The 25,863-nt window shown below is 70.6% G+C and carries 23 protein-coding genes and 1 pseudogene; 21 read left to right on the top strand and 3 right to left on the bottom strand.

From position 1 onward, the window contains the following. Positions 1-28: 28 nt before the first annotated feature. From RWH43_RS07555 to RWH43_RS07545, 3 genes are all read left to right on the top strand, one after another. Positions 29-1,267, top strand: coding sequence for an anthranilate synthase component I family protein (locus tag RWH43_RS07555; RefSeq protein ID WP_316001147.1), 1,239 nt, complete (start codon positions 29-31; stop codon positions 1,265-1,267). Between the two features lie 66 nt (positions 1,268-1,333). Continuing rightward, complete coding sequence (leuS, locus tag RWH43_RS07550; RefSeq protein WP_316001146.1) at positions 1,334-3,907, top strand: leucine--tRNA ligase; 2,574 nt, start codon at positions 1,334-1,336, stop codon at positions 3,905-3,907. A 167-nt stretch (positions 3,908-4,074) separates the two neighbouring features. Next, positions 4,075-4,692 carry a helix-hairpin-helix domain-containing protein gene (locus RWH43_RS07545; protein WP_230704695.1) on the top strand — a complete coding sequence of 206 codons (618 nt, stop codon included), beginning with the start codon at positions 4,075-4,077 and terminating at the stop codon, positions 4,690-4,692. A 122-nt stretch (positions 4,693-4,814) separates the two neighbouring features. Here RWH43_RS07545 and RWH43_RS07540 read toward each other — a convergent pair whose 3' ends face one another. Beyond that, positions 4,815-5,240: a hypothetical protein gene (locus RWH43_RS07540; RefSeq protein ID WP_260979752.1), complete on the bottom strand. Its 426-nt coding sequence runs from the start codon at positions 5,238-5,240 to the stop codon at positions 4,815-4,817. On the opposite strand from RWH43_RS07540, the pseudogene RWH43_RS07535 reads away from it, so the two are divergent. Next, positions 5,151-6,461: pseudogene (locus RWH43_RS07535) on the top strand (ComEC/Rec2 family competence protein); the annotation flags it as partial. The gene RWH43_RS07540 and the pseudogene RWH43_RS07535 overlap by 90 nt on opposite strands. 649 nt (positions 6,462-7,110) lie before the next feature. Continuing rightward, complete coding sequence (gene holA / locus RWH43_RS07530) at positions 7,111-8,148, top strand: DNA polymerase III subunit delta (protein WP_144833717.1); 1,038 nt, start codon at positions 7,111-7,113, stop codon at positions 8,146-8,148. A 167-nt stretch (positions 8,149-8,315) separates the two neighbouring features. On the opposite strand, the gene rpsT is transcribed toward holA, so the two are convergent. Then, positions 8,316-8,576, bottom strand: coding sequence for a 30S ribosomal protein S20 (rpsT, locus tag RWH43_RS07525; protein WP_144833715.1), 261 nt, complete (start codon positions 8,574-8,576; stop codon positions 8,316-8,318). Positions 8,577-8,691: 115 nt separating this feature from the next. After that, complete coding sequence (locus tag RWH43_RS07520) at positions 8,692-9,417, bottom strand: alpha/beta fold hydrolase (RefSeq protein ID WP_316001145.1); 726 nt, start codon at positions 9,415-9,417, stop codon at positions 8,692-8,694. 87 nt (positions 9,418-9,504) lie between these two features. Here RWH43_RS07520 and lepA point away from each other — a divergent pair, with 87 nt between their 5' ends. From lepA to RWH43_RS07440, 16 genes are all read left to right on the top strand, one after another. Next, the gene (lepA, locus tag RWH43_RS07515) at positions 9,505-11,382 is read left to right on the top strand and encodes a translation elongation factor 4 (protein ID WP_316001144.1); all 1,878 of its coding nucleotides are present in this window, start codon (positions 9,505-9,507) and stop codon (positions 11,380-11,382) included. A 25-nt stretch (positions 11,383-11,407) separates the two neighbouring features. Then, the gene (locus tag RWH43_RS07510; RefSeq protein WP_144833709.1) at positions 11,408-12,052 is read left to right on the top strand and encodes a DUF1990 domain-containing protein; all 645 of its coding nucleotides are present in this window, start codon (positions 11,408-11,410) and stop codon (positions 12,050-12,052) included. Then, positions 12,052-13,269 carry a radical SAM family heme chaperone HemW gene (gene hemW, locus RWH43_RS07505; RefSeq protein WP_316001143.1) on the top strand — a complete coding sequence of 406 codons (1,218 nt, stop codon included), beginning with the start codon at positions 12,052-12,054 and terminating at the stop codon, positions 13,267-13,269. Before RWH43_RS07510 ends, hemW begins: the two co-directional genes overlap by 1 nt. Before the next feature lie 113 nt (positions 13,270-13,382). Beyond that, a complete protein-coding gene (gene hrcA / locus RWH43_RS07500; RefSeq protein WP_316001142.1) occupies positions 13,383-14,423 on the top strand; it encodes a heat-inducible transcriptional repressor HrcA in 1,041 nt (346 codons plus the stop codon). Between the two features lie 61 nt (positions 14,424-14,484). Then, on the top strand, positions 14,485-15,609 hold the full coding sequence (gene dnaJ, locus RWH43_RS07495) for a molecular chaperone DnaJ (protein WP_144833702.1): 1,125 nt from the start codon (positions 14,485-14,487) through the stop codon (positions 15,607-15,609). Between the two features lie 2 nt (positions 15,610-15,611). Further along, positions 15,612-16,346, top strand: a complete 735-nt coding sequence (locus RWH43_RS07490) for a 16S rRNA (uracil(1498)-N(3))-methyltransferase (protein WP_154096578.1) — start codon at positions 15,612-15,614, stop codon at positions 16,344-16,346. 292 nt (positions 16,347-16,638) lie between these two features. Next, positions 16,639-16,986, top strand: a complete 348-nt coding sequence (locus RWH43_RS07485) for an HIT domain-containing protein (protein ID WP_316001141.1) — start codon at positions 16,639-16,641, stop codon at positions 16,984-16,986. A gap of 49 nt (positions 16,987-17,035) precedes the next feature. Continuing rightward, entirely contained in the window at positions 17,036-18,061 is a 1,026-nt protein-coding gene (locus RWH43_RS07480; protein ID WP_230704932.1) for a PhoH family protein, read from the top strand. Further along, positions 18,058-18,525, top strand: coding sequence for an rRNA maturation RNase YbeY (ybeY, locus tag RWH43_RS07475; RefSeq protein ID WP_144833696.1), 468 nt, complete (start codon positions 18,058-18,060; stop codon positions 18,523-18,525). Before RWH43_RS07480 ends, ybeY begins: the two co-directional genes overlap by 4 nt. Next, positions 18,522-19,832 (top strand): hemolysin family protein, encoded by a 1,311-nt coding sequence (locus tag RWH43_RS07470; protein ID WP_144833694.1) that lies wholly within the window; start codon positions 18,522-18,524, stop codon positions 19,830-19,832. Before ybeY ends, RWH43_RS07470 begins: the two co-directional genes overlap by 4 nt. Next, positions 19,829-20,722: a GTPase Era gene (gene era / locus RWH43_RS07465; protein ID WP_144833692.1), complete on the top strand. Its 894-nt coding sequence runs from the start codon at positions 19,829-19,831 to the stop codon at positions 20,720-20,722. The genes RWH43_RS07470 and era overlap by 4 nt, the downstream gene beginning before the upstream one ends. A gap of 70 nt (positions 20,723-20,792) precedes the next feature. Continuing rightward, entirely contained in the window at positions 20,793-21,740 is a 948-nt protein-coding gene (locus RWH43_RS07460) for a quinone oxidoreductase family protein (RefSeq protein WP_316001140.1), read from the top strand. Next, positions 21,737-22,336 (top strand): GNAT family N-acetyltransferase, encoded by a 600-nt coding sequence (locus tag RWH43_RS07455; protein ID WP_316001139.1) that lies wholly within the window; start codon positions 21,737-21,739, stop codon positions 22,334-22,336. The genes RWH43_RS07460 and RWH43_RS07455 overlap by 4 nt, the downstream gene beginning before the upstream one ends. Positions 22,337-22,474: 138 nt before the next feature. Continuing rightward, the gene (gene leuA / locus RWH43_RS07450) at positions 22,475-24,235 is read left to right on the top strand and encodes a 2-isopropylmalate synthase (protein WP_154096583.1); all 1,761 of its coding nucleotides are present in this window, start codon (positions 22,475-22,477) and stop codon (positions 24,233-24,235) included. Positions 24,236-24,258: 23 nt separating this feature from the next. Then, positions 24,259-25,047 (top strand): methyltransferase domain-containing protein, encoded by a 789-nt coding sequence (locus tag RWH43_RS07445; protein ID WP_316001138.1) that lies wholly within the window; start codon positions 24,259-24,261, stop codon positions 25,045-25,047. A gap of 32 nt (positions 25,048-25,079) precedes the next feature. After that, positions 25,080-25,862, top strand: a complete 783-nt coding sequence (locus RWH43_RS07440; RefSeq protein ID WP_316001137.1) for an MOSC domain-containing protein — start codon at positions 25,080-25,082, stop codon at positions 25,860-25,862. Position 25,863: the final 1 nt, after the last annotated feature.

The raw sequence follows: 25,863 nt of genomic DNA, 5'->3' as shown, positions 1-25,863 counted from the left end.
GGCCGCGGGCTCGCCCTAGCCTGGGAGCGTGCCCGAATCCGCCTTCCCGTTCGCCCTGCGCGACTGGGTCGATCCCGAAGCGGTGTTCCTGCACCTGTTCTCCACGGCTCCGCACGCGTTCTGGCTCGACGCCGGGGTCGACGCGAGCGCGGGCTGGAGCTGGATGGGGACGGGCACTCCCGACGCGGCGGAGCACCCCCTGAAGGCGGATGCCGCGGCATCCGGAACCGTCTCGCACGAAGCGGGGGCCTTCCGTGGCGGATGGGTCGGGTGGCGAACGTACGAGGGCGACGACGCCTGGATGCGCGTGGATCGCCTGCTCGCGTTCGACCACGAGAACCGGCGCGTGTTCGCGATCGGCGACGAGACCCTGGCCGCGCGGGCCGCCGAGGCCCCACCGGCGGGTGCGGTGCCGACGGCGTCGGCTCGGGGCGCGGCATCCGCCCGCGTGACACCCGAGGGCTACGCCGAACGGATCGAGGCGTGCCGCGAGCGGATCCGCCTCGGTGACGCGTACCAGCTCTGCCTCACCACACGCTTCACCGTTCCCGGGCGCTTCGCCGCGCTCGAGGTGTTCCGCCGGCTGCGCCGCGCCTCGACCTCGCACCACGCGGGCTTCGTGCGCCGCGGCGCCACGGCGCTCGTGAGCGCCTCGCCCGAGCGGTTCGTCGAGGTGCGCGAGGGGCGCGTGCACACGCATCCGATCAAGGGCACGCGTCCGCGCTCCGCCGAAGCCGCCGTCGACGCGGCCCTCGCGGAGGAATTGCGGGCGGATGCCAAGGAGCAGGCCGAGAACGTCATGATCGTCGACCTGATGCGCAACGACCTGTCGCGGGTGTGCGCCCCCTCGAGCGTGGGGGTCGACCGCCTGCTCGAGGTGGAGACGTACCCGCACGTGCACCAGCTCGTGAGCGAGGTGTCGGGTGAACTGCTGCCGGGAACGAGCGTGGGTGGGCTGCTCGACGCGGTCTTCCCGGCCGGCAGCATGACCGGCGCCCCCAAGCAGTCGGCGATGCAGATCCTCGCCGGCCTCGAAGCGGCCCCGCGCGGGGTCTACTCCGGCGCGTTCGGCTGGATCGGCGACGACGGGTCCGCGGATCTCGCGATGGTCATCCGCAGCGTCGTGGTCGAACCGGATGCCGCCTGGGTCGGCGCCGGAGGCGGCATCACGTGGCGCTCGGTCGCGGCATCCGAAGTCGCCGAGGTGGGCATCAAGGCCCGAGCCCCGCTGGCGGCCCTGGGAGCCGAGGTTCCGCCGGGGTGGTGACCCGCGGGTCCGATAGCCTGGAGGTTGGCCCCCGCGGCCTCCCGACCTTCACGATTGGCTTCACCCGTGTCTCAGAACACCGCACCAGACCCCCGCGAGGGGGGCTTCGACACCCACGCCATCCAGGCGAAGTGGCAGCAGGCTTGGGCCGAGAAAGACCCGTTCCGCGCCGGCGGCGACGACGACAAGCGCCCCCGCAAGTACGTGCTCGCGATGTTCCCCTACCCCTCGGGCGACCTGCACATGGGGCACGCCGAGAACTACCTCTACTCCGACATCGTGGCCCGCTTCTGGCGTCACCGCGGCTACAACGTGCTCAACCCCATCGGGTGGGACTCGTTCGGCCTGCCCGCCGAGAACGCCGCCATCAAGCGCGGCGCCGACCCGGTCGAGTGGACCTACGCGAACATCGCCCAGCAGAAGGAGAGCCTGAAGGACTACGGCGTCTCGTTCGACTGGAGCCGCGTGCTGCACACGAGCGACCCCGAGTACTACCGCTGGAACCAGTGGCTGTTCCAGAAGCTGTACGAGAAGGGCCTGGCCTACCGCAAGGACGCCCTCGTCAACTGGGACCCGGTCGATCAGACCGTGCTCGCGAACGAGCAGGTGCTGCCCGACGGCACGAGCGAGCGCAGCGGCGCGGTCGTGGTCAAGAAGAAGCTGACGCAGTGGTTCCTGCGCATCACCGACTACGCCGACCGCCTGCTCGACGACCTCAACCAGCTCGAGGGTTTCTGGCCTAGCAAGGTCATCCAGATGCAGCGCAACTGGATCGGCCGCTCCGTCGGCGCCGACATCGAGTTCGAGATCGAGGGCCGCGACGAGAAGATCACGGTCTTCTCCACGCGCCCCGACACCCTGCACGGCGCCACGTTCTTCGTCGTGGCCCCGGAGTCCGACCTGGCCGCCGAGCTCGCGGCATCCGCCGATCAGGGCGTGCGCGAGAGCTTCGAGGCCTACCTCGCCCAGGTGCAGCGCGCGACCGACATCGAGCGTCAGGCGACCGACCGCCCGAAGACCGGCGTGTTCCTCGGTCACTACGCGATCAACCCGGTCAACGGCGAGAAGCTGCCCATCTGGGCCGCCGACTACGTGCTGGCCGACTACGGTCACGGCGCGGTCATGGCCGTGCCCGCGCACGACCAGCGCGACCTCGACTTCGCCCGCGCGTTCGACCTGCCCGTCAAGGTCGTCGTCGACACCAACGCGCCCGTCACCGGCGCGATCCCGGTGATCGAGCTCGACGCCGACGGCGTGCCGATCGATCCGCTCGGCGACCTCGACGAGCTCGACCCGGTCAAGACCGGCATCGCGCTGACCGGTGAGGGACGCCTGATCAACTCCGGCACGCTGAACGGCCTGAGCAAGCGCCACGCGATCACCCGCATGATCGAAGAGCTCGAGGCGAAGGGCGTCGGTCGCGCGGCCAAGACCTACCGCCTGCGCGACTGGCTCATCTCGCGCCAGCGCTACTGGGGCACGCCCATCCCCATGCTGCACGGGGAGGACGGCTCGATCACGCCGGTCCCCGCCGACCAGCTGCCGGTCACGCTGCCCTCGGTCGAGGGTCTCGACCTGAAGCCCAAGGGCACCTCGCCCCTGGGCGCCGCCACCGAGTGGGTGCAGGTCACCGACCCCGAGACGGGCCAGACGCTGCTGCGCGACCCCGACACGATGGACACCTTCGTCGATAGCTCGTGGTACTACCTGCGCTTCCTCTCGCCGAACAGCGAGACCGAGGCGTTCTCGGGCCGCGAGGCCTCGAAGTGGGGCCCGGTCGACTTCTACATCGGCGGCGTCGAGCACGCGATCCTGCACCTGCTGTACGCGCGTTTCATCACGAAGGCGCTGTTCGACATGGGCCTGGTGGAGTTCACCGAGCCCTTCTCGAGCCTCATCAACCAGGGCATGGTCATCCTCGACGGCACCAAGATGTCGAAGAGCAAGGGCAACCTCGTGCTGTTCCAGGAGGAGCTCGACGCCCACGGCGCCGACGCCCTGCGCGTGGCCCTGGCCTTCGCGGGTCCCGTGGAAGACGACAAGGACTGGAACGACGTCTCGACCACGGGTGCGGCGAAGTTCCTGGCCCGTGCGCTGCGCATCGCGCACGACGTCGACAGCGAGACCGACGTGGTCTGGGCCGAGGGCGACAAGACCCTCCGCCGCGTCACGCACCGCCTGCTGGCCGACGCCGCGAACCTCATCGAGCAGACGAAGTTCAACGTCGTCGTCGCGCGCCTGATGGAGCTGGTCAACGCCACCCGCAAGGCGATCGACGGTAAGCCCGGAGCGAGCGACCCCGCCGTGCGCGAGGCGGCCGAGGTCATCGCGATGACCCTCGACCTGTTCGCCCCGCACACCGCAGAGGAGATGTGGCAGACGCTCGGCTACACCGGCTTCGTGGGGCTCGCGACCTGGCGTCAGGCCGACCCGACGCTGCTGGTCGAAGACACCGTCACCGCCGTGGTGCAGATCGACGGAAAGGTGCGCGGCACGCTCGAGGTCTCGGCCAAGATCGGCGCCGACGAGCTCGAAGCGATGGCCCGCGCCGATGAGAAGGTGCTCCGCGCCCTCGGCGACCGCGAGATCGTGCGCGCTGTCGTGCGCCCGCCCAAGGTGGTCAGCTTCTCGACGACGTAGGTTCTGATTCCGGATGCCACGTCCCCGACGCTCTGCGGAGTGCGGGGGACGTGGCATCCGGGGTTTTCGGGGGCGGGGCTCCTCCCCAGCGGCCGATCGCTCCGGGTTCTCCCCATCTGACCGAACTCGCCCCACGACGCCCTCCGGCCCCTCCCTACCGTGGCAGCGTGACGGACGAGACCGAGCCCGACGAGCGGTTGCGCGCGCGCACGCGCCTCGGGATCGGCGGGGTCATCGTGCTGGTGTTGCTCGCATTCGCCGTGACCATCGCGATCGGCATGTTCCGTGGAGCGACCGGAGCCGAGGTGGTCGCTCCCCAGCCGTCGTCGTCGGCGGCGTCGCTGCTGCCCGCGGAGGCCGGACTGTACGTCCACGTCGCCGGCGCGGTGCGCAAGCCGGGGCTCTACCGCCTCGACGCGGGAGACCGCGTGGCCGACGCGATCGCCCGCGCGGGCGGCTTCTCCGACGAGGCCGCACGCGACGGGGTGAACCTCGCCCGCCCGGTCGCCGACGGCGAGCAGATCGTGGTGCCCGTGATCGGGGCCGAGACCGCCGCGCCGACGGCGGGTGGCTCGGGCGGGGGTGCGGCCGGAGGCGTACTCGACCTCAACACTGCCACCCGCGATCAACTCGACACCCTCCCGCGCGTGGGGCCGGCGATCGCGGATCGCATCATCGCGTGGCGCGAGCAGAACGGACGCTTCACCAGCGTCGACGACCTGCTGTCGGTGCCGGGAATCGGGCAGAAGATGCTCGACGGCATCCGCGATCTGGTGCGCGTATGAGCGTGCGGAGAGCGGTGCGGGGGCGGGCGCTCCGCTCGGTCTCGGTGGCCGCCCTGACCTGGGTCGCCGCCGGGGTGGCGGTGGGCGTTCCGGATGCCGAGGTGCTCGCCCTCGTGCTCGCCTCAGGCGCGCTCGTCGCCACAGGCGTCTTCGTGTGGCGGCGGCGGGCCGTCGTCGGCGTGGTGGCCGTGGCCCTCGCCTGCGCCGGGGCGGCGGCGGGAGCCGTGGCATCCGTCGCGCCCGTGCGCGATCACGTCGCGGCCCTGCAGACCGAGGGCGGGCGGCAGCTCGAGCTCGACGTCACCGTCGCGGGACGCATCGACGGCACTCCCGACGGGGGAGCGTGGTTCGATGCGATCGCGGCAGAGGTGCGCGCGGGGCCGGTCTCGCTGAGCGGAGGCGTGCCCGTGCGCGTGATGGTCGACGCCGAGGGACGCGCAGCGCTCGCGGGCACGGGCATGGGGGGAGAGGTCGGCGTCGTCGGGCGCGGCATCGCGGCCGACCCCGCGGAACGGGCGGTGCTCGTGGTGCGCGCGAACGAGGTGCACGATGTGCGGCCTCCGGAAGGGCTGTGGGCGTTCTTCGAGGGGCTGCGAGACGGGCTGGTCGCCTCGACGCGCGGACTCCCGCAGCCCGGCGCAGGACTGGTACCGGGTCTGGCCGTCGGTGACACCTCCAGCCTCGATCCGTCGACGGAGGCGGCCATGAACGCGGCATCGCTGTCGCACCTGACGGCCGTCTCGGGCGCGAACTGCGCGATCGTGGTGGGCGCGGCGTTCGCGTTGCTCGCACTCTGCGGTGCCTCGCGTGGAGTGCGCGTGGTCGGTGCAACCGTCGTGCTGGTCGCCTTCGTGGCCCTGGTCACCCCCGAACCGAGCGTCGTGCGGGCCGCGGCGATGGCCGTCGTCGCGATGCTCGCTCTGGCCCTCGGGCGGCCCGCGGTCGGCATCGCGGTGCTCTCGGCGGCCGTGACGGCGTTGCTCGTCATCGATCCGTGGCTCGCGCGTTCGCTCGGCTTCGCCCTGTCGGCGGGCGCCACCGCTGCCCTCCTGGTGCTCGCGCGGCCCCTCGCGGGCGGGTTGGAGCGGTGGATGCCGCGTGCCTTGGCTCTCGGACTCGCCGTGCCCACGTCGGCCCAACTCGTCTGCGGCCCGCTGATCGTGCTGATCGATCCGCACGTGCCACTGCTGGGGATCGCCGCGAACCTCGTGGCCGATCCGGCGGCCGCTCCGGCCACCATCGCGGGAGCACTGGCGTGCATCGCGCCCTTCACCTGGCTGCGCGACGGACTCACCGCTCTCGCGTGGGTCCCCGCCGCATGGATCGCCGCGGTCGCCCACACAACGACCGCCGTCTCAGTGCAGAACCTGCCGTGGCCCGACGGTCTGCTCGGTGCCGCCCTGCTCGCCGCCGTGGGTGCGGCGGTGAGCATCGCGATCCTGCGACCGCGACGACTCCCGCGTCTCACGGCGCTGTCGTCGGCGGCGATGGCCGTGGTGGTCGGCCTGGTGCTCGGGCAGACCACCGTGCGCACCGTCGGCGGCCCGCTCACGGTGCCCAGCGCATGGCAGGTCGCGATGTGCGACGTCGGCCAAGGCGATGCGACGCTCTGGAGATCCGGCGAGGCGGTCGCCCTCGTCGACACCGGTCCGGAGCCCGCCGCGATGGATCGCTGCCTCACCACCTTCGGCATCGACCGGGTCGATCTGCTCGTGCTCACGCACTTCGACCTCGACCACGTCGGCGGCTCCGGGGCGCTGATCGGTCGAGCTGCGGTCGTCCTGCACGGCCCTCCGGGCGAAGCGGCGGATCAGCGGCTGCTCGAACGCTTCGCCGCGGCTGGCTCCCGCCTGCAATCCGCGTCGATCGGTCTGACGGGCACCATCGGCTCGACCCGGTGGCAGGCGCTCGGCCCTCCGCCCCGCGCCGAACCCGGTAACGACGCCAGCGTCGCCCTCGACGTCGTCGGGCCGGGCTTCCCCCGCACCGCGCTGCTCGGCGACCTCGGCGAGCAGTCGCAGGCCGACCTCCGCCGGCGGCTCGCTGTGCCCCGCGTCGACGTGGTCAAGGTCTCGCACCACGGCAGCGCCGATCAGGATGCGGAGCTCTACCGCGAACTCCACCCGCGGGTCGGGCTCATCGGCGTGGGAGCGGACAACAGCTACGGACACCCGACCGCGAAGCTCCTGGGCATCCTGACCTCGATCGGAGCGACGGCGGGTCGGACGGATCAGGATGGCGCGCTGGCGGTGTGGCTCGACGCTGACGGGCGCCTGACGATGTGGCGGGAGAAGGCTCCGGCCGTCGTCCCTGCTGCGGCCATGCCGGTGCCCCGAGCGCGGGGTGGAGGCGCCCGGCGTCGGTCATCGTCGCCTCCGCCCGACGGCCGATGTCGGAGGCGGTCGGTAGGCTGGGGGAGTGACTCCGGCTCCCCGACGCTCCGCCCCCGCCAAGGCGAAGTCGGCCATTCCGCAGGTATCGTGGCGCAGTCCGCAGCCCGCACCGATCGTGCTCGTCTCGGGTCCCGAAGAGGTGTGCGCCGAGCGCGCGACGGCCGGCATCCGCGCAATGCTCAAGAGCGAAGACCCCAGCCTCGAGGTCACCGACATCCGCGCCGACGACTACACCGCGGGCACCCTGCTCTCCGTCACCTCCCCGTCGCTGTTCGGCGAGCCGCGGCTCGTGCGCGTCACCGGCGTCGAGAAGTGCAGCGACACCTTCCTCAGCGAAGCCGTCTCGTATCTCTCGCAGACGCAAGAGGGCGCGACCGTCGTGCTGCGCCACACCGGGGCGAGCGTGCGCGGCAAGAAGCTGCTCGACGGCATCCGCGCGGGCCAGGGCGGCGGCATCGAGATCGCGTGCCCCGCCGTCAAGCGCGACTCCGACCGGTTCGACTTCGCCGTCGGCGAGTTCAAGACCGCGGGCAAGCGCATCGCGCCGGTCGCCTTGCGCTCGCTCGTCTCGGCCTTCGCCGACGACCTCACCGAACTCGCCGCGGCGTGCCAGCAGCTCATCGCCGACGTCCCGGGCGACATCGACGAGCGCATCGTCGAGCGGTACTACGGGGGTCGCGTCGAGACCTCGGCGTTCACCGTCGCCGACACCGCCATCGCCGGCCACTACGGGCCCGCACTCCTCGCGCTGCGTCACGCCCTGGCATCCGGAGCCGACCCCGTGCCGCTCGTCGCCGCCGTGGCGATGAAGCTGCGCACGATGGCCCGTGTCGCCGGCAGCCGCGAGTCGTCGTCGATGCTCGCTCAGCGACTCGGCATGAAGGACTGGCAGGTCGACCGCGCGCGGCGCGACCTCGTCGGCTGGACCGGCAACACCCTCGGCATGGCGATCCACGCCACCGCCCGCGCCGACGCCGAGGTCAAGGGCGCGTCGCGCGACGCCGTGTTCGCGCTCGAGCGCATGATCACAATCATCGCGACCCGCGCGCCCTTCGGCGACTGATCGCGACTTCGGCCCGGCCCCGCCTCAGACGGTCCACGCCGGTCGACTGCCGGCCAGCGTCGGCGTGTCGATGAAAAGTCCCGCCGTTGGGCACAGCCGCGACCACCCCGGAAACGACGAAGCCCGCCCCGCGCAGTGCGGGACGGGCTGTCGAGAAGAGCTGCGGCTCAGAGAGCGGCGACCTGCTTCGCGATGGCCGACTTGCGGTTCGCGGCCTGGTTCTGGTGGATGACACCCTTGCTCACGGCCTTGTCGAGCTTCTTGCCGGCGGTGACGAGCGCCTTCTCGGCGGCCGCCTTGTCTCCGGCCAGCACGGCCTCGCGGGTGCGACGCACGTGCGTGCGCAGCTCGCTCTTGACGGCCTTGTTGCGCTCGCGCGCCTTCTCGTTGGTCTTGTTGCGCTTGATCTGCGACTTGATATTCGCCACGTCGACGGTCTTTCGTTTGAGTGAGTGTTGGAAGTGCCGGGCGAGCGGTAGAGGGGCGCTGCACCGGCGATCGTGGAGGTCGGGAAAAACCCCACACGCAAGCCAAGAAGCGAGTCTAACAGGTCGAGGCTTCGACCGTTGTGAGCGCCACGTTCAGCACGGCGTTGAAGACGCGCGGCCGCATCGCCGTCACGAGGTGGGTCGTGCGCGGGACGACGATGAGCTCGGCATCCGGAGCGATCGTGGTGAACAGCTTCTCGTTCATGCGCAGCTGGTCCCACTGCCCGTTGACGAACCAGAGCGGCACGTCGATCCGGCGCAGCGCCGTCAGAAGATCGAGCACCGACAGCGACGCGAGAGCGGTGTCTTGTGCGTCGAACGCGTAGCCGCCGGCTCCGAAATCCGGGCGCGTCTCGGCAGGGAGCGTGCGGTCGAGCACCCGATTGGTGAGGCCGAGGCCGCGGTCGGGCAGGCTGTCGAACCGTCGAGCGAGGAAACGGTAGGCGGCGAGTCCGATCCCGCGGGGGAGAGAGGTGCAGGATGCCGCGACGAAACCCCCGACCGGGGGAGCGTCCTCGCTCCCGGTGTAGGCGATCGACAGCAGACCGCCCATCGAGTGCCCGACGAGCAGCACGGGGCCGCGGGAGGCGGCATCCCGAACCGCCCGATCGATCGTCGCGAACGCCTCGTCGAGCGTGAACTCCTCGCCGCGGCGGGTTCCGTGCCCCGGCAGGTCGACGGCGGTGACGGGGGTGCCGCGTTCTTCGAGGTACGCGACCTGCGCGCGCCACATGGTCGCCGACGTGCGGATGCCGTGCACGAGCACGACCTGGACCGTCATGGCATCCACTGTAAAAGGCTCCGGAGGCCGAGAGCCTGAGCGCTCGCGGACGGCGATGTCGGCGCACCACCGTAGAATCGACGGAACATGTCACCGCGCGCCCTGAAGCCCCTCGAGCCGTCTGCCACTCCGCCGGAGCAGATCCGCAACTTCTGCATCATCGCTCACATCGACCACGGCAAGTCGACGTTGGCCGACCGCATGCTGCAGATCACCGGCGTCGTCAGCGACCGCGATATGCGCGCGCAGTACCTCGACCGCATGGACATCGAGCGCGAACGCGGCATCACGATCAAGTCGCAGGCGGTGCGGATGCCGTGGTCGACTCGCGCGATCCCTGAGCTTGTCGAAGGGCAGGGACCCGAGCAGACGTTCGCCCTGAACATGATCGACACGCCCGGTCACGTCGACTTCACCTACGAGGTCAGCCGATCGCTCGCGGCGTGCGAGGGAGCGATCCTGCTCGTCGACGCCGCTCAGGGCATCGAGGCGCAGACGCTCGCCAACCTCTACCTCGCGCTCGAGAACGATCTGACGATCATCCCGGTGCTGAACAAGATCGACCTGCCCGCGGCCGACCCCGACAAGTACGCCGCCGAGCTCGCCGGCCTCATCGGCGGCGACCCGGCCGACGTGCTGCGCGTCAGCGGCAAGACCGGCATGGGCGTCGAAGCGCTGCTCGACCTGATCGTCGAGAAGATTCCCGCCCCGGTCGGCAAGGCCGACGCTCCGGCGCGCGCGATGATCTTCGACTCCGTCTACGACGCCTACCGCGGCGTCGTCACCTACGTCCGCATGATCGACGGGTCGTTGCAGCCGCGCGAGCGCCTGCAGATGATGTCGACGGGGGCGACGCACGAGGCCCTCGAGATCGGCGTCTCGAGCCCCGAGCCGGTTCCGACCAAGGGTCTCGGCGTGGGCGAGGTCGGCTACCTCATCACGGGCGTGAAAGACGTGCGCCAGTCGAAGGTCGGCGACACGATCACCACGCACCGCAAGCCCGCGACCGAAGCGCTGCCCGGGTACACCGACCCCAAGCCCATGGTCTTCTCGGGCATCTATCCGATCGACGGCAGCGACTACGCCGAGCTGCGCGAAGCGCTCGACAAGCTCAAGCTCTCCGACGCGTCGCTGCAGTACGAGCCCGAGACCTCGGTCGCCCTGGGCTTCGGTTTCCGCTGCGGCTTCCTCGGTCTGCTGCACCTCGAGATCATCACCGAGCGCCTGTCGCGCGAGTTCGACCTCGACCTCATCACCACCGCTCCCTCGGTGACCTACGAGGTCACCACCGACACCGGCGAGACGGTCTCGGTCACCAACCCCAGCGAATACCCCGACGGTCGCGTCGCCTCGGTGTCGGAGCCGATCGTCAAGGTCGGCATCCTGCTGCCCAAGGACTACGTCGGTACCGTGATGGAGCTCTGCCAGACGCGTCGCGGCACCCTGCTGGGCATGGAGTACCTCAGCGAAGACCGCGTGGAGCTCCGCTACCACATGCCCCTCGGCGAGATCGTGTTCGACTTCTTCGACCACCTCAAGAGCCGCACGCAGGGCTACGCGAGCCTCGATTACGAACCCGCCGGCCAGCAGACCGCCGACCTGGTCAAGGTCGACATCCTGCTGCAGGGCGACAAGGTCGACGCGTTCAGCTCGATCGTGCACCGCGAGAAGGCCTACGCCTACGGCACGCTCATGGCCGAGCGTCTGCGCAAGCTCATCCCGCGCCAGCAGTTCGAAGTGCCCATCCAGGCCGCGATCGGCGCGCGCATCATCGCGCGCGAGACGATCCGCGCGATCCGCAAGGACGTCCTCGCCAAGTGCTACGGCGGTGACATCACCCGAAAGCGCAAGCTCCTCGAAAAGCAGAAAGAGGGCAAGAAGCGCATGAAGATGGTGGGCCGTGTCGAGGTGCCGCAGGAGGCGTTCATCGCCGCCCTGTCGGGCGACGTCGAGACCAAGAAGTAACGCACCACACCGAGAGGGGTGAGCCATGCGCAGGCAGAGTTTCACCGATGACACGGTCGACTACGCAGCCGTCGGCGCCACCCAGGCGCACGACCTCATGCAGTACCCGCCCGAGCACTCCGTGCCGGCCGAGGACTCGTGGCGCATCGGCAGCGGCGAAGAGCGCTTCGCCGCCGCCGGCGAGCTGCTGCTGTCGTGGGCGCCGCTGCGCACCGGAGAACTGAGCATCACCGACGTGCGCCCCGCGGCCAACGCGGGGTACTCGGGGGTGGGTTTCGACGCTGACGGTGCCCCCGTGGCCCCCTCGAGCCTCGAGGCCGAGCAGCGCTTCGCCGCCGACGGCACGCCGTTCGTCAGCCCCGGCGCCGGAGTCCGTCTGCACGGCAAGGTCGACGGCCACCGCGCCGATGCCGAGCTGCGCGTGATCTCGGTCTTCGAAGAGCCCCGTCGTGTCGGCTTCATCCTCGGCACCGTCGGACACTCGATCGTCAGCGGCGAGGAGCTGTTCGCGGTCGAGTGGCGCGACAACGACGAGGTGTGGTTCGTCGTGCGTGCCTTCGACCGGCCCACGGCCCCGTCGTACCGCCTGTTCACGAGCCGCGTGCGCCGTCGGCGCAAGGCGTTGTTCGCTCGCTACCTGCGAGCGATCTCGCCGCTGTACTCGTCCTGATGGGCGGTCCGCTCCCGCTCGGAGACCCGGCCCCCGCCGACGGACGCCTGCCCGCCGACCTCGAGATCGACCCCACCGCCGACTTCGGTGTCTACCTGCACGTGCCGTTCTGCCGCGTGCGGTGCGGGTACTGCGACTTCAACACCTACACCGCCAGCGAGTTGCGCGGCGCCCGGCAAGACGACTTCGCCGACACGCTGAACGCCGAGGTGCGTCTGGCGGGGGCAGTGATGGATGCCGCGGGCGGTCGCCGCTCGGCATCCACCGTCTTCTTCGGGGGAGGCACGCCCACCCTGCTGCCGCCGGGGGATCTGGCGCGCATGCTCGACGCGGTGCGCGGGGAGTTCGGCATCCGCGACAACGCCGAGGTCACGGTCGAGGCCAACCCCGACACGGTCGACGACGCCATGGCGCGCACCCTCGCCGACGCCGGCGTGAACCGTCTGTCGATCGGCATGCAGTCGGCTCGGCCGCACGTGCTCGCCGCCCTCGACCGCACGCACGATCCCGCCAACGTGGCCACGGCCGTCGCCGCGGCCCGACGCGCGGGTCTCGACGTCTCGCTCGACCTCATCTACGGCGCGCCGGGGGAGTCGCTCGACGACTGGCGCGCCTCTCTCGAGGCGGCCACGGCCCTCGAACCCGACCACATCTCGGCCTACGCGCTGATCGTCGAAGACGGCACCAAGCTCGCTCGCCAGATCCGCTCCGGCGTGGTCGCTGAGCCCTCCGACGACCTGCAGGCCGACATGTACGAGCTCGCCGACGACCTGCTCGCCGCCGCCGGCTACGACTGGTACGAGGTGTCGAACTGGTCGCGCGGCGTCGAGCACCGCTCGCGCCACAACCTCGCGTACTGGCGGGGGACCGACTGGTGGGGCTTCGGGCCGGGCGCGCACAGCCACGTCGCGGGGCTGCGCTGGTGGAACGTCAAGCACCCCGCCGCCTACGCCCAACGCCTCGCCGCCGTCGAGTCGCCCGCGGCCGCGCGGGAGCGCCCCGACGAGACCGCGCGTCGGCTGGAGTCGGTGCTGCTGCGCAGCCGCATCCGCGAGGGTCTGGCGGTGTCGGAGATCCTCGGCGAGGGCCGCAAGAGTGTCGCCGCGCTCATCGCCGACGGGTTGATCGAGGGGGCGGATGCCGTGCACGGGCGCATCGTGCTGACCCGGCGCGGACGCCTGCTCGCCGACGCCGTGGTGCGGGCGCTCACGGTCTGAGCGTCGCGCGGGCGCTCCCGCGGCGGCCTCCGCGAGCCGCCCGGCGCAGTGTCGGGGCTATCCCGTAGAATTGGCACTCAAGAGACGCGAGTGCCAGACGGGAGGAGCATCGCATGGTGTCGGAACGTGGCCTTCAGGTGCTCCGCGCGATCGTGCAGGACTACGTCGACACGCGTGAGCCGGTCGGCAGCAAAGCCATCGTCGAGCGCCACGCCTTCGGGGTGTCGGCCGCGACGATCCGCAACGACATGGCCCTGCTCGAAGACGAAGACCTCATCGTCGCCCCGCACACCTCGTCGGGGCGCGTGCCCACCGACAAGGGCTACCGCGTGTTCGTCGACCACCTCGCCGAGCTCCGTCCGCTCTCGGGTGCACAGCGCAGCGCCATCACGTCGTTCCTCGACGAGGCCGGCGACCTCGACGACCTCCTCGCCCGCACGGTGCGCGCACTCACTCAGCTGACCGGTCAGGTCGCCATCGTGCAGTACCCCTCGTTCGCCCGGGCCAACGTCTCGCACGTCGAGCTCGTCGCCCTCGGCGGCCCCCGCGTGCTGGTCATTCTCGTGACCGACACCGGCCGTGTCTCGCAGCGCATCTCGTTCGTGCCCGTCGAGCCGAGCGAGGCCGACGTCACCCAGCTGCGGGCCCGCGTGAGCGGTCTGCTGGTTGGCCGCAGCGTCGCCGACAGCTCCCAGCGGGTGGCCGCGGCCCTGGCCGACGGCCCCCGCCCCGGGGTCGTCGTCGACGCCCTCGCCGACGCCGTGCTGCGCGTGGTCGGCGAAGAACTCGAGGAGTTCCGGCAGGATCGCCTCGTCATGGCCGGTGCCGCGACGCTCGCCAAGCGCGAGCAGGACTTCCGCGGCAGCATCTACCCGCTGCTCGAGGCCATCGAAGAGCAGGTGACGCTGCTGCGCCTCATGAGCGAGATGGTCGCCGACGAGCAGGGCCTGTCGGCCAGCATCGGGCGGGAGAACGAGCCGTTCGGCCTCGTCGAGGCCTCGGTGCTCGCCAGCCGCTACGACGGCTCCACCGGCGGAGCGCGCGTCGGACTCCTGGGTCCCATGCGCATGGACTACTCCTCGAACCTCGCGGCGGTCCGTGCCGTCGCGCACTATCTGACCCGGATGCTCGAAGACGACGACAGCTCTCGTTGACTTTCGAGAGATCGAGCACCCCAAAGAGAACAACCCCGCGTGAGCGGGCAGGAAGGCGATTGTGGCTGACCACTACGAGGTCCTGGGTGTCGAACGCGACGCCAGCCCCGAAGACATCAAGAAGGCGTACCGCCGTCTGGCGCGCCAGTTGCACCCCGACGTCAACCCGGGAGAAGACGCCTCCGAGCGCTTCAAGCTCGTCACGCACGCCTACGACGTGCTGAGCGACCCCGAGCAGCGCCGCCGCTACGACATGGGCGGCGACCAGAGCCCGTTCGGTGGCGGGGGAGCAGCCGGCTTCGGCGGCTTCAGCGACATCTTCGAGACGTTCTTCGGCGGCGCGCAAGCGGGCGGCGGCGGTCGCGGTCCCCGTCCGCGCTCGCGCCGGGAGCGCGGACAGGACGCCCTCGTGCGCGTCACGCTCCAGCTCGGCGACGTCGTCTTCGGCGCCCACCGCGACCTCGAGGTCGACACGGCGGTGCTGTGCGAGACCTGCAAGGGCGCGTGCACGCAGCCCGGCACGAGCGAGGTCACCTGCGACATCTGCCACGGCTCGGGTCACGTGCAGCGCACCGTGCGCAGCCTGCTCGGCAACGTCGTCACCAGCGCCCCCTGCACCGTGTGCCAGGGCCACGGCACGACGATCCCGTACCCCTGCGGAACATGCCAGGGCCAGGGCCGCGTGCGCGCGCGCCGCACGGTCTCGGTCGACATCCCCGCCGGCGTCGAGTCGGGCCTGCGCCTGCAGCTGCCCGGTTCGGGTGAGGTCGGCCCCGCGGGCGGACCCAACGGCGACCTCTACCTCGAGATCACCGTCGAGGCTCACGAGGCGTTCAGCCGCGAGGGCGACGACCTCGTCGCAACCCTCGAGGTGTCGATGCCGGATGCCATCCTCGGAGCAAACGCGACGATCGAGTCCCTCGACGGAAGCGTCGACCTCGAAGTGCGCCCCGGCGTGCAGTCGGGCGACGTGCTGACCATCAAGGGCCGCGGAATCACCCCGCTGCGCGGCACCCAGCGCGGCGACCTCAAGGTCGGCGTGCACGTGGTGACGCCCACGCGCCTCGACAACCGCGACCGCGCCCTCATCGAGGAGTTCGCCAAGCGCACCAAGGCTCCCAAGCCGCGCCTGGCCGAGCACCAGCAGGGCATGTTCAGCAAGTTCCGCGACCGCTTCCGGCACTGACCGTGGCGCTGCACTTCGTCACCGACGAGGCGGGTGGCGCCCAGCCCGGCGACACCGTCGAGCTCACCGGATCCGAGGCGCACCACGCCGCCGCCGTGCGTCGCGTGCGCGTCGATGAGGCGGTGACGCTCGGCGACGGCCGCGGAGCCTGGCTGTCGGGCGTCGTCACCGCGGCGTCGCCGAAGCAGGTCGAGGTGCGGGTGACCGGCCGCGAGGTCGTACCCGCGCCGTCACCGCGCTTCGTTCTCGTGCAGGCGCTGGCCAAGGGCGACCGCGACGAGCTCGCCGTGCAGGCGGCGACCGAGCTCGGCGTCGACGTGATCGTGCCGTGGCAGGCGTCGCGCAGCGTCTCGCGGTGGGATGCGAAGGCCGATAAGGGCCTCGCCCGCTGGCGCACGATCGTTCGCGAGGCGGCCAAGCAGGCGCACCGGGCGTGGATCCCCGAGGTCGAGACGGTGGCCCGCACGGCCGACCTCGTGCGTCTCGCCGAGACCTCGCTCGTGCTGGTGCTGGAGCCCTCGGCATCCGACCGTCTCACGTCCGTCGCGGCGGAAGCCTCCGACGGGCGCGACGTCGTGCTCGTGGTCGGCCCCGAGGGGGGCATCGCACCCGAGGAGCTTTCGGCATTGGCCGACGCCGGCGCTCGACTCGTGCGCCTGGGCGACACGGTGCTGCGCACCTCGACCGCGGGTGCCGCGGCGATCTCGGTGCTGTCGGCGGCGCACGGGCGCTGGTGACCCGACCCTCCGCTCGCGATCTCGGCGGTTCGCGGTCCTCTCTCCGGTTCAGGGCGGATTCCGCATGTCGGGGCGTGAATTGTGCGCCCCGCAAAACAGATCCCGCCCCGAACCAGCGGTGTCGGCGCCCGGCTCTCTCATCTCCCGGTTTGGGGCGGATTCCGCATGTCGGGGCGTGAATTCTGCGCCCCGAACGACGGAATCCGCCCCGAACCGCGCGAGGAAGCCACGCGCCGCGCATCGGCGCAACGGCCCCGCCTCGATGTCGGAGGCCCTCACTAGACTGGATGCCATGAGCGAACCGTCGATCTTCACGCGCATCCTGCAGGGCGAGATCCCCGCCGAGATCGTCGCCGAGACCGAGAACGCCTTCGCGATCCGCGACATCGCGCCGCAGGCGCCGGTGCACCTGCTGGTGATCCCCAAGACGCAGCAGTACCGCAACGTCGTCGAACTCGCCGCGGGCGACCCCGACCTGCTCACCGAGGTCATCGGCCTCGCGAACTCCGTCGCCGCGGAGCACTCCGACGGCGACTTCCGTCTGATCTTCAACACCGGCGAGGGCGCCGGTCAGACCGTCTTCCATGTGCACGCCCACGTCCTCTCGGGTGGCCTGAACGAAAAGAGCCTGGGTGGCTGATTCCCCCGAAGAAACCGTCTCCGACCGCATCGAGGTCGACGGCGTGGCCATGGTGCAACTGCTCGGCCCGCAGGACCGCCTGCTGCGCGTGGTCGAGAAGGAGCACCCCGACGTCGACGTGCACGTGCGCGGCAACGAGATCACGCTCTCGGGCACGCCCGACGCGGTGCGCGCCGCCCGCGGCCTCGTCGACGAGCTGCTCAGCATGACCCGCTCGGGTCACGGCCTCGACCCGGCCGACGTGACCAGCTCGAACCGGATGCTGCGCTCCGACGGCGGACCCCGTCCGTCCGAGGTCATGGGCGAGGCGATCCTGTCGTCGCGCGGAAAGACCATCCGGCCCAAGACCGCGGGCCAGAAGGAGTACGTCGACGCGATCGACGAGAACACGATCGTGTTCGGCATCGGCCCCGCCGGTACCGGCAAGACCTACCTCGCGATGGCCAAGGCCGTGCAGGCGCTGCAGCGCAAAGAGGTCACGCGCATCATTCTCACGCGTCCCGCCGTCGAGGCGGGGGAGCGGCTCGGGTTCCTCCCCGGCACGCTCACCGACAAGATCGACCCCTACCTGCGGCCGCTCTACGACGCGCTGAACGAGATGATGGATCCCGAGATCGTCCCCAAGCTCATGGCGACGGGCACGATCGAGGTCGCACCGCTGGCCTACATGCGCGGGCGCACGCTGAACGACTCGTTCGTCGTGCTTGACGAGGCGCAGAACACCACGCCCGAGCAGATGAAGATGTTCCTCACGCGCCTCGGCTTCGGCACCCGCATGGTCGTCACCGGCGACATCACCCAGGTCGACCTGCCGCAGGGCGCGTCCGGTCTTCGTCTGGTGACGCGTGTGCTCGACGACATCGACGACATCCACTTCTCGCGCCTCACCAGCGACGACGTCGTGCGCCACAACCTCGTCGGGCGCATCGTCGACGCGTACAGCGAATACGACGAGAAGCGTCTGGCCGCTCGACGCGAGCGCGACGAGGCCTCCGAATTCGCCACCCGTGCGGAGCGACGCGGCCCCGGTGCCGCCGGTCCCCGCGATCACCTCCCGAGACGAAACCGCTCATGACGATCGAGATCAACAACGAATCCGACCACCAGGTCGACGAACAGGTGCTGCTGCGCCTCATGGAGTACAACCTCCAGGAGCTGCACGTCAGCCCCGACGCCGACGTGGCCATCGTGCTCGTCGACGAGGGCGCCATGGAGTCCCTCCACGTGCAGTGGATGGACGAGCCCGGCCCCACCGACGTGCTGAGCTTCCCGATGGACGAGCTGCGTCCGGGATCCGAAGACGCTCCGACCCCCGCGGGTCTGCTCGGCGACATCGTGCTGTGCCCGGCGGTGGCCGAGACGCAGGCCGTCGCCGCCAAGCACTCCACGCTCGACGAGCTGATCCTGCTCACCACGCACGGGCTGCTCCACCTGCTCGGATTCGACCACGCCGAGCCCGACGAAGAACGCGAGATGTTCGGCCTGCAGCGCGAACTGATCACCGGCTTCCAGGCCGTCGAGCGCCAACGCCGCGCATGACCGAAGCACTGCTGCTCGTCGCGGCACTGCTGCTGGTGGCCTTCGGCGGTCTCATGGCGGCCTCCGAGGCGGCGCTGGGCGTGACCTCGCGCACCGACCTGCTCGAGCTCGGCTCTTCGGGGCGCAACGCGCGCTCGCTGCGCCGCATCGCCGACGACCCGAGCGCGCACGTGACGGCGGTGGTCTTCATCCGCGTGCTCGCCGAGACGACGGCCGCGGTGCTCGTCACGGCCGCCTTCATGCTCATCTTCGACAACATCTGGCTCGCGGTGATCACCGCGGCCGTGCTCATGACGGGCATGTCGTTCGTCGCGGTCGGAGCGAGCCCCCGGTCGGTGGGTCGCCAGCACGCGCGCGGCCTGCTGCGCGGGGCGTCTCCGGTGATCCGCGGCATGCGCATTCTGCTCGGCCCGCTCGCCCACGGCCTCGTGGCGGTGGGCAACCGGGTGACCCCGGGCGTTCCACACTCGACCTCGTTCGCGTCGGAGGAGCAGCTGCTCAGCATCATCGACGAGGCCACCGAGAACGAACTCATCGAAGAAGACGATCGCGAGCTCATCCACTCGGTGTTCGACTTCACCGACACGTACGTGCGCGAGGTGATGGTGCCGCGCATCGACATGGTGAGCGTGGATGCCGCGGCCTCGTCCCGCGAGGCACTCGCACTGTTCCTCGAGAAGGGCGTGTCGCGCGTGCCCCTCACCGACGACGAGGCCGACGACGTCGTGGGCGTGCTGTACCTGAAAGACCTGGTGCAGTTCGGTTTCCGCGACGAGGCGGGGTGGCGCGACGCGCCGATCCGCCGCATCGCGCGTCCCGCCGTGTTCGTGCCCGAGTCGATGAAGGCAGAGACCCTGCTGCAGCAGATGAAGAAAGACGCGGTGCACGTGTGCCTCGTCGTCGACGAATACGGCGGCGTCGCGGGCCTCGTGACCCTCGAAGACCTCATCGAAGAGCTCGTGGGCGAGATCGCCGACGAGTACGACGCCCCCTCGACCGAGGTCGTGGAACTGCCCGACGGCCGCTATCGCGTGAATGCGCGTCTGGGCCTCGACGAGGTCGGCGACCTGTTCGGCCTCGAGCTCGACGACGAGGAAGTCGACTCGATCGGCGGTCTGCTGGGTAAGGCCCTCGGCCGCATCCCGCAGCCCGGAGCCACCGCCGAGCACGACGGCCTCATCATGACCGGTGGAGCCTCGCGCGGCCGCAACCGCGGAATCGCGACGGTGATCGTGGAGCGGGCTGAGACGATGGACGATGAAGACGCCGAGGCCGACGCCTCGTCGCGTGAGAGGAACGACAGATGACCGACACCCGATCTGGTTTCGTGACCTTCGTGGGCCGGCCGAACGTCGGCAAGTCCACGCTGACCAACGCCCTCGTGGGCGAGAAGGTCGCCATCACCAGCGAGAAGCCGCAGACGACCCGCCGCGCCATCCGCGGCATCGTCAACCGTCCGGGCGGCCAGCTCGTGGTGGTCGACACCCCTGGCATCCACCGTCCCCGCACCCTGCTGGGGCAGCGACTCAACGACCTCGTCGAGCAGGTGCTCGGCGACGTCGACGTGATCGCGTTCTGCGCCCCGGCGACCGAGAAGGTCGGCCCCGGCGATCGCCGCATCGCCGAGTCGCTCTCGGGCTACCCGCGTGCGAAGAAGGTCGCCCTGGTGACGAAGACCGATGCCGCGACGCGTGATCAGATCACCGAGCGCCTCGTCGAGGTCGACGCGTTGCGCGAGGACTGGGCGGCGGTCATCCCGCTCTCGGCCGTGACGAACGATCAGCTCGACGTGTTGAGCGACGAGCTCCTCGCGCTCATGCCCGTGGGCCCCGCCCTCTACGCCGACGACGTCACGACCGACGAGACGCTCGAAGACCGCATCGCCGAGATGATCCGCGAAGCCGCCCTGCACGGCGTGCGCGACGAGCTGCCGCACTCGATCGCGGTGACCGTCGACGACGTGGCCAAGCGCGAAGACAGCGACCTCACCGACGTGTGGGCCAACATCGTCGTCGAGCGCGACAGCCAGAAGGCGATCATCATCGGCAAGAAGGGCTCGCGCCTCGCCGATGTCGGAGCCCGCGCACGCGCCGGCATCGAGCCGCTCGTCGGCGGCCGCGTCTACCTCTCGCTCCACGTCCGCGTGGCCAAGGAGTGGCAGCGCGATCCGAAGCAGCTGGGGCGCCTCGGCTTCTGAGCGCTTCCGCAGGACATCCGACGCCGGGGGCTACGCTCAGCGGCGACGACCCGAAACGAAAGGCGTGACCATGGCGAAGAGGTGGACGGCTCCGGCTCCCGGGCCCATCGATCAGTGGAGCTTCGACGAGGTCGAGGTCGCGGCCCCCGGCTCGGGCGAGGTCACGATCCGCGTCCACGCGGCGGGCGTCAACCCGGCAGACGCGAAGCACGTCGCCTCGGCGCGTCCCGGCGCCGAGTTCCCCGTGCCGATCGGCTACGAGCTCTCGGGCGAGGTCACGGCCGTCGGCCCCGATGCCCTCGGCGGCTCCGGTGAGCTGACGGTCGGCGATGAGGTCGTCGCTTTCCGCGTGCAGGGCGCCTACGCGACCGACATCACGGTTCCGGCCCGCGACGTGTTCGCCAAGCCCGCGGCCCTCTCTCACCCCGAGGCGGCGAACCTCCTGCTCGCGGGCACCACCGCGGCCGAGATGATCCAGGTCACCCGCGTCACCGAGGGCGAGACGGTGCTGTTGCACGCCGCCTCCGGCGCGGTGGGTGTGAGCCTCCTGCAGCAGGCGCGCGAGCTCGGCGTCCGCGTGATCGGCACGGTGGGTCCGGATGCCGAGGACTCGGCCGAACGCGTCCGTCGCTACGGCGGCATCCCGGTGGCCTACGGTGACGGCCTGCGCGAGCGCGTCGAAGAGGCGGCCGAGGGCGCTCCGATCGCCGCCGCGTGGGACGCCGTGGGCACCGACGAGGCCATCGACGTCTCGCTCGCCCTCGTGGCGGAGCGCGACCGCATCGTGACGATCGTCGATCCCGAGCGCGCGAAGGCCGACGGGTTCCTCTGGATCGCCGGAGCACGGCCCGAGAGCGCCCGCTTCCGCGACATCGCGCGTGCGCGGGTGCTGGAGCTCGCGGCATCCGGAGCCCTCGAGGTGCCCGTCGCGCGCACCTACCCGCTCGACGAGGCCGTCGAGGCCGTGCGGTTCGTCATGGACGGCCACCCGGGCGGCAAGGTCGCCCTGCTGCCGTGAGCGCGTCGCCGTTCGTCCTCCCGCCGGCGCCCGAGACCCTCGAGGTGACCCGCGAGCGGGTGCGCCTGCGCCCGTTCGAAGAGCGCGACCTCGACGCCATGGCGACGTACCGCGGTGACGCCGATGTGTGCCGCTACCTCCCGTTCCAGCCGCAGACCCCCGACGACATCCGGCACCGCAACGGTCATCTGATGGGCGGGACGAGTCTCGAGGGCGAGCGTGGCGGCGTGATGCTCGTGATCGAGCGCGTCGACGATGGCGCGGTGATCGGCGACCTCGTGCTCTTCCACCTCGACGCCGAGGCCGGGTCGGCCGAGGTGGGCTGGGTCGTCAGCCCCGCGGCATCCGGTCAGGGCCTGGCGACCGAAGCGGTGCGCGCGCTCATCGACACGGCCTTCGAGGTGTACGGCCTGCGCCGGCTCGTCGCACAGATCGACGCCGACAACCTCCGCTCCACGGCCCTCGCCGAGCGCCTCGGCATGCGACGCGAAGCGCACTTCGTCGAGAAGGAGTGGTTCAAGGGCCGCTGGAGCGACCTGCTCGTGTACGCCGTGCTCGACCACGAGTGGGCGGCCGCCCGACGGAGCGCCTCGTGAGGGACTGCTACGATCGCTGCATGCGCTTCGGTGGCCAGCTTCTTCTTAGTTGCCGCGACGAGTCCTCGATCTAAGGGCCTTCCTCGTCGCGGAGATCGTCGTCGGCCCCACCGAACGAATCTAAAGAAGCGACACATCATGAAGAACACCCAGAAGCCCACGTCCGCTCCGGTGCACAAGTACCGTCCCTTCCACGAGCAGATCCGGGTCGACCTGCCCGATCGCACGTGGCCGTCCAAGCGCATCGAGGTCGCACCCCGCTGGTGCGCCGTCGACCTGCGCGACGGCAACCAGGCGCTGATCGACCCGATGAGCCCCGAGCGTAAGCGGGTCATGTTCGACCTGCTGGTCAAGATGGGCTACAAGGAGATCGAGGTCGGGTTCCCGAGCGCGAGCCAGACCGACTTCGACTTCGTCCGTCAGCTCATCGACGAGAACCTGATCCCCGACGACGTCACCATCCAGGTGCTGACGCAGGCGCGCGAGCACCTGATCGCCCGCACCTATGAGGCGATCGCCGGCGCCAAGCAGGCCATCGTGCACCTGTACAACTCCACGAGCGTGCTGCAGCGCGAGGTCGTGTTCCGCACCGACGAGCAGGGCATCGTCGACATCGCGCTCGAGGGCGCGCGCCTGTGCAAGAAGTACGAGGCGACGATTCCCCAGACCGAGGTCTACTACGAGTACTCGCCCGAGAGCTACACGGGAACCGAGCTCGAGTTCGCCCTGCGCATCTGCAACGAGGTGCTCGAGGTCTTCGAGCCGACCCCCGAGCGCAAGGTCATCCTGAACCTGCCCGCCACGGTCGAGATGGCCACTCCCAACGTCTACGCCGACTCGATCGAGTGGATGTCGCGTCACCTGAACCACCGCGAGAACGTCATCCTGTCGCTGCACCCGCACAACGATCGCGGCACCGCCGTGGCCGCCGCGGAGCTGGGCTACATGGCCGGGGCCGACCGCATCGAGGGCTGCCTGTTCGGCAACGGTGAGCGCACAGGCAACGTCGACCTGGTCGCCCTGGGCGTCAACCTGCTGACGCAGGGCATCGACCCGCAGATCGACTTCAGCGACATCGATCAGGTCAAGCGCACCGTCGAGTACTGCAACCAGCTGCCGGTTCCCGAGCGCAGCCCCTGGGCCGGCGACCTCGTTTTCACCGCGTTCAGCGGGTCGCACCAGGACGCCATCAAGAAGGGCTTCGAGGCGATGGAAGCCCGCGCGGCCGCCGAGGGCAAGACCGTCGACGAGATCGAGTGGGCGGTTCCGTACCTGCCGATCGACCCGAAAGACCTGGGCCGGTCGTACGAGGCCGTCATCCGCGTCAACTCGCAGTCGGGCAAGGGCGGCGTCGCCTACCTGCTGAAGGCCGACCATGCGATCGACCTGCCCCGCAAACTCCAGATCGAGTTCTCGGGTGTCGTGCAGGCCCGCACCGACGCCGAGGGCGGCGAGGTCTCGAGCGCGCAGATCTGGGACATCTTCAACGACGAGTATCTGCCCTCGACGGTCGACGACCAGCGCTGGGGCCGCTTCGAGCTGCTGTCGACGCGCTCGTCGAGCGACATGTCGGGCGACGTGCACCTCGACGTCTCGCTGCGCGACGGTGACACCACGCACCCGGCTTCGGCCGTTGGCAACGGTCCCGTCGCAGCCTTCCTCGAGATCGTGCGCGCGCAGGGGTTCGATGTGACTCTGTACGACTACGTCGAGCACGCTCTCAGCTCGGGCGGCGACGCGCAGGCGGCCGCCTATGTCGAGCTGCAGGTCGACGACCAGCGCCTGTGGGGCGTCGGCATCGACGGTGACATCTCGACCGCGTCTCTCAAGGCGATCGTGTCGGGCGTCAACCGCGCGATCCGCACCCGTCAGGACTCGGGCGCCCTGGCCGGCGTCTGACCCGCACCGAAGAGAAGACGACCGTGGCCTACGCCCACGGACACCACGAGAGCGTGCTGCGCTCCCACGCGGTGCGCACCGTCGCCGACTCGGCGGCCTACCTGGTGTCTTCGTTGTCCGCCGGCACCCGCATCCTCGATGTGGGTGCCGGCCCCGGCTCCATCACCGTCGACCTCGCCGACCGGGTCTTCCCGGGAGAGGTCGTCGGGGTGGATGCCGCGTCCGACGTCGTCGAGGTGGCCCGCGCCGCCGCGGGGGAGCGCACGAACGTGACCTTCCGCACGGGCGACGCCTACGCCCTCGACGTGCCCGACGCCTCGTTCGACGTCGTGCACGCCCACCAGGTGCTGCAGCACCTCGAGCGGCCGGTCGACGCCCTGCGGGAGTTCTGCCGCGTCGCCGGGCCGGACGGCCTCGTCGCGGTGCGCGACGTCGACTACGGCGGGGTGATCTGGCATCCGCTCATCCCCGCCCTCGACGACTGGCTCGAGATCTATCACGGCGTGCACCGCGGGTCGTCGGGCGAGCCCGATGCGGGTCGGCGTCTCAAGGCATGGGCGCGCGAGGCGGGGTTCACCCGCATCGAGGCGAGCGCGAGCGTGTGGGTGTTCGACACGCCCGAAAAGCGCGCGTGGTGGGGCGGCATGTGGGCCGACCGCGTACTCGCCTCGGCGTTCGCCGGGCATGCGAAGCGGCTCGGTCTCGCCGACGACGCGCAGCTGCAGCGCATCTCGGACGCGTGGCGCGAGTGGGCCGAGCACCCCGACGGGTGGATCCTGCTGCCGCACGGCGAGGTTCTCGCCCGCTGGTGATCGCGAGGGGGCGTCGATGCGAGGATGAAACCGTGATCCGCGTCGACGCCCTCTACCGCTATCCCGTGAAGGGCTTCACGCCCGAGAAGCGCGACAGCCTCGTCATCCAGGACGACGGCCGCGTGCAGGGCGACCGCTCGCTCGTCTTCCGCTTCGCCGATGCCCTCGAGCCGGCGGATGCCACGTTCCCCAAGAGCCGCGGACTCGCGCTCATGACCTTCCCGACGCTGGCGCGCGTCGACCTCACCCTCGACGACGAGGCGCTGACGCTGCGGCTGCAGGTCGACGACATCGACGTCACCGCCGATCTCAGCGACGAGGGCCGTGCCCGACTCAGCGCGGCGATCACCGCCTACCTGCGCACGACGAGCGATGCGAAGCTGCTCGAGGCCGACGGCATCCTGCCCCTCGGTCTTCTCGGCGACGGCCGCACCGCACGCTTCCAGGACCGACCGCGCGGATTCATCTCGCTGCACGGCGCGGCCTCGGTCGAGGAGGTGGATGCCGCGGTGCCGGCGCCCGTCGACGACCGCCGCTTCCGCTCGAACATCGTCCTCGGCGGCACCGCGCCGTGGGCCGAGCTCGAGTGGCACGGCCGCGTGCGGATCGGCGAGGTGGAGTTCGAGGTGCAGAAGCCGATCAAGCGCTGCGCTGCGATCACCGCGAACCCCGACACGGGTGTGCGCGACGCCCGGCTGCTGCGGGTGCTGACGACGGAGTTCGGTCAGTCCGAGCCGACGCTGGGAATCCTGTTGCTGCCGGTCGCCGATGGGGGCACGATCCGGGTCGGCGACGAGGTCACGCCGCTCGGCTGAC

The organism is Microbacterium algihabitans, assembly GCF_032464975.1.
Classification (GTDB): Bacteria; Actinomycetota; Actinomycetes; order Actinomycetales; family Microbacteriaceae; genus Microbacterium; species Microbacterium algihabitans.
The sequence above is the reverse complement of the archived record's forward strand: the minus strand, read 5'-3'. Positions and strand labels throughout refer to the sequence as shown.